This is a genomic window from Actinocrinis sp. (assembly GCF_035946395.1).
Taxonomy (GTDB): Bacteria; Actinomycetota; Actinomycetes; order Streptomycetales; family Catenulisporaceae; genus Actinocrinis.
This window is the reverse complement of the sequence record NZ_DASYZI010000202.1, coordinates 1-8,435: the sequence shown is the minus strand read 5'-3', so window position 1 is coordinate 8,435 and position 8,435 is coordinate 1. Positions and strand designations below refer to the sequence as shown.

Annotated in this window: 8 protein-coding genes and 1 pseudogene; 7 read left to right on the top strand and 2 right to left on the bottom strand. The window is 70.8% G+C overall.

All coding sequences use genetic code 11. From position 1 onward, the window contains the following. Together VGS97_RS12650 and VGS97_RS12645 are read left to right on the top strand one after the other, a co-directional pair. Positions 1-183: pseudogene (locus VGS97_RS12650) on the top strand (4-hydroxy-3-methylbut-2-en-1-yl diphosphate synthase); the annotation flags it as partial. 239 nt (positions 184-422) lie between these two features. Beyond that, the gene (locus tag VGS97_RS12645; protein ID WP_326853593.1) at positions 423-1,289 is read left to right on the top strand and encodes a GNAT family N-acetyltransferase; all 867 of its coding nucleotides are present in this window, start codon (positions 423-425) and stop codon (positions 1,287-1,289) included. Positions 1,290-1,384: 95 nt separating this feature from the next. On the opposite strand, the gene VGS97_RS12640 is transcribed toward VGS97_RS12645, so the two are convergent. Next, a complete protein-coding gene (locus tag VGS97_RS12640; protein ID WP_326853592.1) occupies positions 1,385-1,900 on the bottom strand; it encodes a methylated-DNA--[protein]-cysteine S-methyltransferase in 516 nt (171 codons plus the stop codon). 109 nt (positions 1,901-2,009) lie between these two features. Continuing rightward, positions 2,010-2,951, bottom strand: coding sequence for a hypothetical protein (locus VGS97_RS12635; protein ID WP_326853591.1), 942 nt, complete (start codon positions 2,949-2,951; stop codon positions 2,010-2,012). A 175-nt stretch (positions 2,952-3,126) separates the two neighbouring features. Between VGS97_RS12635 and VGS97_RS12630 the strand changes: the two genes are divergently transcribed. From VGS97_RS12630 to VGS97_RS12610, 5 genes are all read left to right on the top strand, one after another. After that, positions 3,127-4,875: a proline--tRNA ligase gene (locus tag VGS97_RS12630; RefSeq protein WP_326853590.1), complete on the top strand. Its 1,749-nt coding sequence runs from the start codon at positions 3,127-3,129 to the stop codon at positions 4,873-4,875. A gap of 154 nt (positions 4,876-5,029) precedes the next feature. Continuing rightward, positions 5,030-5,638, top strand: a complete 609-nt coding sequence (gene rimP, locus VGS97_RS12625) for a ribosome maturation factor RimP (protein ID WP_326853589.1) — start codon at positions 5,030-5,032, stop codon at positions 5,636-5,638. Between the two features lie 11 nt (positions 5,639-5,649). After that, positions 5,650-6,648 carry a transcription termination factor NusA gene (gene nusA / locus VGS97_RS12620; RefSeq protein WP_326853588.1) on the top strand — a complete coding sequence of 333 codons (999 nt, stop codon included), beginning with the start codon at positions 5,650-5,652 and terminating at the stop codon, positions 6,646-6,648. 174 nt (positions 6,649-6,822) lie between these two features. Further along, a complete protein-coding gene (locus tag VGS97_RS12615) occupies positions 6,823-7,152 on the top strand; it encodes a YlxR family protein (RefSeq protein WP_326853587.1) in 330 nt (109 codons plus the stop codon). A gap of 251 nt (positions 7,153-7,403) precedes the next feature. Next, a partial coding sequence (locus tag VGS97_RS12610; protein ID WP_326853586.1) for a translation initiation factor IF-2 N-terminal domain-containing protein occupies positions 7,404-8,435 on the top strand: 1,032 nt, incomplete at its 3' end.

The following is an 8,435-nucleotide window of genomic DNA, read 5'->3' as shown; positions in this document are numbered from 1 at the left end:
CGCGAGGCCGACCTCGGCGTGGCCTCCGGCAACGGCAAGGGCCAGATCTTCGTGCGGGGCGAGGTCATCAAGACCGTGCCCGAGGCGCAGATCGTGGAGACCCTGGTCGAGGAGGCGGTCCGGCTGGCCGAGGAGATGGGCCTCGAACTCGGCGACGGGTCGCCCGAAGTCGCGGTCGGCTGATCGCCCGGCCGGCGTACGCACAGTCGTACGTCAGTCGTGGGTTGAACGGCTGCGAGTTGAACGGTTCTGAGAGCGGCTTTGGAACGGGGGCGGCCCCGCTCCTGGGCCGCTCTTAGTGCTGTCTTGACCTTTTACCGCACGTCCACATTATTTCGCTGTGCCTGAGCCGAGTCAGGATGCCCTTTCAGGCCTTAGAGTGTCCAAGAGGGCTACTCGCAGGTGAGAGGCGTAGATCGCGGATGAACGTGGTTACCCGGCTGCTGAGTCCCACCTCGGGTGTGCGCGTACTGGACCACACCGACCTCGACGAGGTTCTGGAGCTGCTCGCCCACAACCCGGTCGACAACGCCTTCATCGGCGCCCGGGTCGAGACGGCGGGGCTGGATCAATGGCAGCTCGGCGGCGAGATGTGGGGGCACTACACCGGCGGGCGGCTGACCTCGCTGTGCTTCTCTGGGGCGAACCTGGTGCCGATAAACGCCACTTCGGAGGCGGTGCGCGCCTTCGCCGACCGCGCCCGCAGACAGGGCCGCCGCTGCTCCTCGATCGTCGGTCCGCGTGGGGCCGCGCTCGACCTGTGGTCGTATCTGGCCCCGCACTGGCACCCCGCCCGCGAGGTGCGCCCGAACCAGCCGGTGATGGCGCTGCGCGAGCCGTCCGCGACGGTACCGCCCGACTTCCGGATCCGGGCCGTGCATCCGGCGCAGCTCGACGTGCTCATGCCCGCCTGCGTCGCCATGTTCACCGAAGAGGTCGGGGTCTCGCCGGTGGCCGCCGACGGAGGGCGGATGTACCGGCAGCGGGTCGCCGAACTGATCAACGCGGGCCGCGCGTTCGCCTGGATCGACAACGACGAGGTCGTCTTCAAGGCCGAGATAGGCGCGGTCACCCGCGCGGTCTGCCAGATCCAGGGCGTCTGGGTCAATCCGAGGTACCGCGGCCGGCGGATCTCCGAGGGTGGCATGGCCGCAGTGGTCGAGTACGCGCTGCGTGACTTCGCCCCCGTCGTCTCGCTCTACGTGAACGACTTCAATCTTCCGGCGCGGGCCTCGTATCACCGGGTCGGCTTCCGCGACGTCTCCGAGTTCGCCTCGGTGCTGTTCTGAACGCTGTGTTGACCTGAACTGCTGTGTTGATCTGATCGACACTGTCCTAAACCACACTGCCCTGAACCACACTGTCCTGATCGACACGGCCCGCGCTAGGCGTGCTTCGCCTCGTGGTCGAGCAGCGCCTGCTTGACGTCGATCCCGTACAGGAACCCGCCGAGCTTCCCGTCCGAGCGCACGACGCGGTGGCAGGGCACGAACAGTGCGGTCGGATTGGTCGCGCACGCGCTGCCCGCCGCGCGCACGGCTCGCGGGTTGCCCGCCGAGGCGGCCAGCTCGGTGTACGTATTGGCGGTGCCCGGTGGGATCTTGCGCAACGCGGCCCGCGCTGCCGTGCGGAACGGCGCGGTCCCGGGCCGCTCCATGGTCTCGACGCCGTCGAGCGCTGCGAGTTCGCCGTCGAAGTACTTGCGCACGGCGGCCAGCGCGCTGTGATCGTCCTCGCTCACGGCGATCGCGTTCATGTCGAGGGCGGCGAGCTGCGCCAACTGCTCGACGGACGTCGTGAAGCCCGACGCGTGCACGACGTCCCCGTCGACCAGGACGGTGAACGGGCCGAGCGGGGTGGTGGTCTGACGGGCCGTGATGCCGGTCGTCCGGTTAGCCATGACGTCGACGCTCCTCTCGTGGTGCGAAGCGGTTTCGCACTCTTCGAGTCTCCCTCATCGCGCGGACGCTCTCTGGCGGTTTTCGGACGTGACGATCAGGCCGGCGGACTCAGTCCAGCAGGCGCTGCCGCCAGTACGAGAACGACGACTCCGGATCGCCGGTGTATGCCCACGGCAGGCGCGTCACGTGCTGGCCTATCGCCTGGAGCGCCGGACGCGCGTCGTTGTGCCGATCGGCGTAGATCAGCCCGTGCGCCAGGTAGTTCAGGTCCGCCTTCGCCTGCGCGTGCTGCCGCCCCGGCCGCCGGAACCAGCGCTCCAGGATCCGGTCGAGGTCCAGCCCGACCTGGTCCTCGGTCCACATCATGTCCAGCCCGGCGCGCCCGGCACCGCGCTTGTCCGCGGAGTGGGCACGGTACGACTCGGCGTGCGCGACCAGCGGCAGCACCGTGAGCGGCGAGCCGTCCGGCGCCTCACCGGCCAGCCAGTAGGCGAAGTCGTACATCTCGGCGTGCGAGCCGTGCCAGGCCGCGAACAGGTAGATCAGGGTCTGGTGATGCCCGTCCCGGCTCCACGGATCGCGATCGCGCAACTCGTTCCAGCGCCGCCACAGCTCGTCCCGGCTCGATCCCTGCGCTCTGGCCAGGGTGATCAGGCTGATCCACGGCATCGGGTCCTTCGGCGAGAGCGAGGCCGCGCGTCGGCACAGCGCCTCCACCTCCGGCAGCGTCTTGCTGGTCCCGGTGTCCCGCACCTGCGAGCGGTCCCGCACCGCGCGGACCACCTCGACCTGGGCGCGCAGCGTAGCGGCGTCGGGGTTGTGCGGATCGAGCGCCTGCCAACGCTCGATCCAGGCGCTGGCCGCGCTGGTGTCCGCCAGCACCTTGACCCGGTGGACCCGCCGGTCCCAGTTCTTGCGCGTATCCTCCAGCAGGTCGCGCGTCGGCTCCCAGCGGCCCTGGGCGAGCTCGTCGCGCGCCTCGGCCAGGTCGAGGTCGTCGAACGCCGGATCGAACGACACCTTGAACGCCTTGGAGCGAAACACCGCCATGGCAGCGCAGTGTAGGACTCTTCGAACGCAATCGGGGCGGCAATCCACTGGTTGCCTCGCGGGCGCGGAATCAAAGCAGCCGAACTTTGTCCCGCCGCCGGATATTCTCGTTCACGACGCAGTGACCGCAGGACCGCCGAACATCCCCACAACCCTCCCAGCTAGGAGCACCGCAGTGATCTCGCGCATGTCCACGCTGTTCCTCCGGACCCTCCGCGACGATCCGGCGGACGCCGAGGTGCCGAGCCACAAGCTGCTCGTGCGGGCCGGCTACGTGCGCCGGGTCGGGCCGGGCATCTACTCCTGGCTGCCGCTCGGCAAGACCGTGCTGGACAACATCGCCCGCGTGGTCAAGCAGGAGATGGACCGCATGGGCGCGCAGGAGGTCCAGTTCCCCGCGCTGCTGCCCCGCGAGTACTACGACTCGACCGGCCGGTGGGTCGAGTACGGCCCGAACCTGTTCCGGCTCAAGGACCGCAAGGGCGCGGACTACCTGCTCGGGCCGACGCACGAAGAGATGTTCACCCTCATGGTGAAGGGCGAGTACTCCTCGTACAAGGACCTGCCGGTGATCCTGTACCAGATCCAGACCAAGTACCGGGACGAGGCACGCCCGCGGGCCGGCATCCTGCGCGGCCGCGAGTTCCTGATGAAGGACTCGTACTCGTTCGACCTCGACGACGAGGGCCTCAAGCGCTCGTACGAGCTGCACCGCGAGGCGTACATCCGCATCTTCACCCGGCTCGGCCTGGACTACCGGATCGTCTCGGCGATGTCCGGCGCGATGGGCGGCTCCGCCTCCGAGGAGTTCCTCGCGCCCGCGCCGACCGGCGAGGACACCTTCGTCTCCTGCACCAACTGCGACTACGCGGCCAACACTGAGGCGGTCGAGGGACGTCCCGGCGCCGCGCTGGACGCCTCCGCCGAGCCCGCGCTCAAGGTCTACGACACGCCGGACACCCCGACCATCGACACGCTCGTCGACCTCTTCAACACCTTCGGCCTCGACCGCACCGTCACCGCGGCCGACACGCTGAAGAACGTCGTGGTGAAGCTGCGCGCGCCCGGCGCGGACAAGACCGAGGTGCTGATCGTCGGCGTGCCCGGGGACCGCGAGGTGGACCTCAAGCGGCTGGAGGCCGCGGTCGCCCCGGCCGAGGTCGAGCTGTTCGAGGCCGCGGACTTCGCAAAGCACCCGGCCCTGGTGCGCGGTTACATCGGTCCGCAGGCTCTGGCCGAGGCCGGATACACCTACAAGGTGGACCCGCTGGTCGTGCCCGGCTCGGCCTGGATCACCGGCGCGAACGAGACCGGCAGGCACGCCGCGCACGTCGTCTACGGCCGCGACTTCACCCCGGTCGGCACGCTCGGCGCCGCCGAGGTGCGCAACGGCGACGCGTGCCCGCGCTGCGGCTCGGCGCTGGTGATCGGCCGCGGCATCGAGATCGGGCACATCTTCCAGCTCGGCCGCAAGTACGCCGACGCCTTCCAGTTCGACGTGCTCGGTCCGGACGGCAAGCCGGTGCGGATCACCATGGGCTCGTACGGCATCGGCGTCTCCCGCGCGGTCGCGGTGATTGCCGAGCAGAAGCACGACGAACTCGGCCTGGTCTGGCCGCGTGAGGTCGCCCCCGCGGACGTGCACCTGGTCGCCACCGGCAAGGACGACACGGTCTTCGACGCCGCGGCGCGGCTCGCGGCCGAGCTCGACGCCTCCGGCGTCCGGGTCCTGTTCGACGATCGGCGCGGCGTCTCACCCGGCGTCAAGTTCAAGGACGCCGAACTGATCGGCGTGCCCACCATCGTCGTGGTCGGCAAGGGCCTGACGGAGGGCGTCATCGAGGTGCGTGACCGGGCCACCGGTGAGCGTGAGGACGTTCCGGTGGCCGAGGCCGCCGTCCGTATCCGCGAGCTGACAAGCTGACGCAATCGGGATAAAGGGACCACCGGTTCACGTACCGTAGCTGTGTCGGGCCATCGGATCCCGCGGCTCGGACCTGACCCGACGCCGAAGCGACTACGCTGGTGGGCGACGACATTCAGGACCAGACCACGCATGTGTCGAGGAGCCGACCCCGATGAGCCCGACCGCAGCATCCCGACTCGACCGGCAGAAGCTGCGCGCGCTGCTTGAGCCGGTCGTCGAGCGGTCCGGAGCCGAGTTGGAAGACCTGACCGAGCAGCGGGCCGGCTCGCGCCGGCTGCTGCGCGTCGTGGTGGACCGGGACGGCGGAGTCTCGCTGGACGACATCGCCGAAGTCACCCGATCGGTCTCCGACGCGCTCGACGCGTACGACGGCCTCGGTGACACCGCCTACGTCCTCGAAGTCACCTCGCCCGGCGTCGACCGGCCGCTGACCACGCCCCGGCACTGGCGGCGTGCGACCGGGCGGCTGGTCAAGGCCACGCTGGTCGCGGGCGGCGAGCTCGTCGGCCGGGTGGTCGCCGCGGCCGACGAGAGCGTGACGCTGCTGGTCGAGCAGGCGCAGGCGAAGCAGAAGCAAGCGCAGCCGGAGCGGACGCTGGCCTATGGCGAGATCGCCAAGGCCAGGATGCAGGTCGAGTTCAACCGGGCCGACGACGCCGAAGACGAGGACGTGGTGGGGGATCCGGGCGACGACGAAGACGGGGACGAAGACCGGACAGACGGCCGGGTACTGGGGCCCGGCCGCACCGGCGAGAGCTGATTGAGGAAGCGATGGACATCGATATGCGGGCGCTGCGCGACCTGGCGCAGGACAAGGAGATCTCGCTCGACCGGCTCTTCGAGGCGATCGAGCAGGCGCTGCTGCTCGCGTACGAGCGGACCGAGGGCGCCCGCGCCAAGGCCCGGGTCGAGCTCGACCGCAAGAGCGGCCACGTCGCGGTGTGGGCCACCGAGACCGACGAGGACGGCCACCCGATCGGACTGGAGTTCGACGACACCCCGACCGGTTTCGGCCGGATCGCCGCGTCGACCGCCCGGCAGGTCATCGCCCAGCGGCTGCGCGAGGCCGCCGACGAGGCGGTGTTCCGCGACTTCGCGGCCCGCGAGGGCGACCTGATCACCGGCAAGGTGCAGCAGGGCGACGATCCGCGCAACGTGCTGGTCGAGATCGACTCGGGCAAGAAGGAGAGCTTCGAGGCGCTGCTGCCCGCGCCCGAGCAGGTGCCCGGCGAGCGTTACGAGCACGGCACCCGGATTAAGTGCCTCGTCATCGCGGTGCGCCGCGGCCAGCGCGGTCCGCAGGTTACCCTCTCGCGCACGCATCCGAACCTGGTGCGCCGGCTCTTCGCGCTCGAAGTCCCCGAGGTGGCCGACGGCACCGTGGAGATCGCGGCGATCGCCCGGGAGGCCGGGCACCGGACGAAGATCGCGGTGCGCTCGACCAAACCCGGGGTGAACGCGAAGGGCGCCTGCATCGGCCCGGTCGGCTCACGGGTGCGCAATGTGATGAACGAGCTGCACGGTGAGAAGATCGACATCGTGGACTGGTCCGACAACCCGGAGCGGCTGGTCGCCTCCGCGCTGTCCCCGGCCAAGGTGACCAAGGTGCACATCGTCGACTTGGAGACGAAGTCCGCGCAGGTCACGGTGCCCGACTACCAGCTGTCCCTGGCCATCGGCAAGGAGGGCCAGAACGCCCGCCTGGCCGCTCGGCTGACCGGGTGGCGCATCGACATCCGATCCGACGCCGAGCAGCAGCCGGCTCACTGAGTGACGACCGGTCACCCGTTCGGGCAATATGCCGCTGCGCCGGGTCCGGTCAGGCCATCGCGCCCAACTGCGACGAGCCCGGCCAAATACGCGGTCAAGGTCGAAGAGCCCAAATACGCCGTATACGGTCGCCGGAGGGGCGCGAGACGGGTGATCGTGGGGGTAAGATAAGACGTGACTGGCCTGCCGACCGAGCCGGGAGACTGCGGCGCGCCCACGCGTACCTGCGTTGGCTGTCGTGTTCGGGATGGGCAAGACCGGCTGCTCCGGGTCGTCGCCGGGGAGGGCGAGGTTCTGCCCGATCCGCGTCGGCGCCTTCCGGGCCGCGGCGCTTATCTGCACCCGCGGCTCGCGTGTCTCGCCATCGCCGAGCGAAAGCGGGCTTTCCCGCGGGCCTTCCGCCTGCCGGGACCGTTCGCGGTCGGCGCGGTGCGCGCGCGGCTGGAGGCGTTCGAGGCCGAGGCGTACGACCGGGTGCGGAACGATGATGTAGCGCAGCGGTGATGGAGTAAAGCCGTCGGTTTTCCCGTTACACGGCGCGGTGGGTCTTCCAGCGCGGTGTGGTGCGGGCACCGGCGAAATTCATGCAGTAACAACAGTGGCAATCATGCGGTCGACACGACCCATGAATCGCTACGACGTGGAAAGCGGGTCGAGAAACGCGATGAGCACGCGATGAGCGCCCAGCGATGAGCACGCCCATGCAGTAACACAGACGGTCGCGCGGGGAAGACGCGGACCGAGACAGGAGTGAAGTGGCCAAGGTCCGGGTCTATGAACTCGCCAAGGAAATGGGTGTTGAGAGCAAGGTCATCATGGCCAAGCTTCAAGACCTCGGTGAGTTCGTCCGTTCAGCGTCCTCCACGGTGGAGGCGCCGGTCGTCCGAAAGCTGAAGGATTCGTTCGAAGGCGGAGGCAAGGTCTCCGCGTCCGGCGGTTCGGCGGGTACCGCCGCCGCCCCGCGGCCCGGTGCGCCGAAGCCCGGCCCACGTCCCGGCCCCGTGCCGCCCAAGCCCGCGCCGGCGGCCTCCAAGTCGGCTCCGCGTCCGGTGCCCAACGGCAGCGCCGCGCCGTCCGCCCCGGCTTCGCCGGTGGCTCCCGCGCCGCAGCAGACGCCCGGTCCGCAGTCCCCGGGTCCGCAGTCCGTGCGCCCGGCGCCCAGGCCCGCGCCGCGTCCCGCTCCGGCCGCCCCGACCTTCGAGGCCCCGGCGGCTCCGCCCGCTCCTGCGTCCTCCGGCGGTCACGGCCCGGCGTCGCCGAGCGCGCCGCCGCAGGGCGCCGGCTCGTCCGGCAGTGCCCCCGGTCCTCGTCCGGCACCCGGTCCGCGTCCTGGACCGGCCTCTGCGCGTCCCGGCGGTGGCGCCCCCGGCGCCGGCAGGCCCGGCGGCGGCTCGCCGCGCTCCGGCTCCGGGCGCCCGACCGGCCCGCGCCCCGGGAACAACCCCTTCACCTCCGGCTCGACCGGCATGCCGCGCCCCGGCGCGCCGCGTCCGGGTGGTGGCGAGCGCGACCGTGATCGCGACCGCGACAGGGACCGCGGTGACCGCGCGCCCCGCAGCGACGCTCCGGGCGGTCCCCGTCCGGGCATGCCGCCGCGTCCCGCCGCCCCGCGCGGCGACCGTGGTGACCGAGGCGACCGCGGTGGTGCCCCCGGCGGTCCGCGCCCGAACCCGGGCATGATGCCCAACCGGCCTTCTCCCGGCCCCCGCCCCGGCGGCGGCCCTGGTGGCGGCCCGCGTCCCGGCGGCGGCCCCGGTGGTCCCGGCGGTGCCCGTAGCGGCGCTCCG

Coding starts and splice junctions, on each gene's coding strand:
- VGS97_RS12645 (WP_326853593.1), top strand. CDS start 423: ATGAACGTGGTTACCCGGCTGCTGAGTCCCACCTCGGGTGTGCGCGTA.
- VGS97_RS12640 (WP_326853592.1), bottom strand. CDS start 1,900: ATGGCTAACCGGACGACCGGCATCACGGCCCGTCAGACCACCACCCCG.
- VGS97_RS12635 (WP_326853591.1), bottom strand. CDS start 2,951: ATGGCGGTGTTTCGCTCCAAGGCGTTCAAGGTGTCGTTCGATCCGGCG.
- rimP (WP_326853589.1), top strand. CDS start 5,030: ATGAGCCCGACCGCAGCATCCCGACTCGACCGGCAGAAGCTGCGCGCG.
- nusA (WP_326853588.1), top strand. CDS start 5,650: ATGGACATCGATATGCGGGCGCTGCGCGACCTGGCGCAGGACAAGGAG.